The following is a 242-nucleotide window of genomic DNA, read 5'->3' on the forward strand; positions in this document are numbered from 1 at the left end:
GGGGCCACGATCGGCACGGGGGCCTCGCCGTTGCGCCCGTACATGGCCTGGAGCAGGTCGGCCTGCTCGGTCTTGGTCGGCAGCCCCGTCGAGGGGCCGCCCCGCTGGATGTCCACGATCAGCAGCGGCAGCTCCAGCGACACCGCCAGACCGATCGTCTCCGACTTCAGCGCCACCCCCGGACCCGAGGTGGTCGTGACCCCCAGGGCGCCGCCGAACGCCGCACCCAGGGCCGCGCCGAT

At 74.4% G+C, this 242-nt stretch carries 1 pseudogene; it reads right to left on the bottom strand.

What is annotated here, in order from left to right:
* A pseudogene (locus ADK55_RS23915) lies at positions 1 to 242 on the bottom strand (2-oxoglutarate ferredoxin oxidoreductase subunit alpha); the annotation flags it as partial.

The organism is Streptomyces sp. WM4235, from assembly GCF_001279725.1.
Lineage (GTDB): Bacteria > Actinomycetota > Actinomycetes > Streptomycetales > Streptomycetaceae > Streptomyces.